The 498-nt window shown below is 52.6% G+C and carries 1 pseudogene; it reads right to left on the bottom strand.

Going from position 1 to position 498, the window contains the following annotated elements:
* Window positions 1-183 (bottom strand): annotated as a pseudogene (locus PSEWESI4_RS24965) (hypothetical protein); the annotation flags it as partial.
* Window positions 184-498 lie beyond the last annotated feature (315 nt).

Here is a 498-nt window from a genome sequence, read left to right as displayed (position 1 = left end):
TTTCTCCTCGCCAGGTTCGCCGGTACGCCAGGGGGCGTAGTGACGGAAGGCCTGGCGTGGCGTCAGGCAGATATTGTTGTGGGGCACATGCCACCAGTCTGGGGCCTGCGGTGGCGGCAGGTTATCCGGCCCGTGGGCCATGAACTGGCGGATGTATTCCCAGACCTGGGCTACATATTCCACGCGGGGGTCGCCGGGTTCGTTGCTGTCGACCCACAGTGTGATTGGGGACTCCGGGTCTTCTTTGTCAATGGACGTGAGTTTCAATGCGAGGGCAAAGCTGGTGCTGAAGGAGCGGCCGCCAAACTCTAAACGGGAGAAGAAGCCTCCTTGTGCACTCGGCCACTCGCATACGAACAGTTTCTTGTTTCGTTTGTAATAGATTTTGTTCGTGTGCCGGTTTAGGTAGAAATTAGATAGATTTTTTATAAAGAATATTCTGTAGAGTAATAGCGGGAATACAAATAATGGGAATATCATGTCTGTTAAGTATGCTAG

Source organism: Zestomonas carbonaria, from assembly GCF_904061905.1.
Lineage (GTDB): Bacteria > Pseudomonadota > Gammaproteobacteria > Pseudomonadales > Pseudomonadaceae > Aquipseudomonas > Aquipseudomonas carbonaria.
The sequence above is the reverse complement of the archived record's forward strand: the minus strand, read 5'-3'. Positions and strand labels throughout refer to the sequence as shown.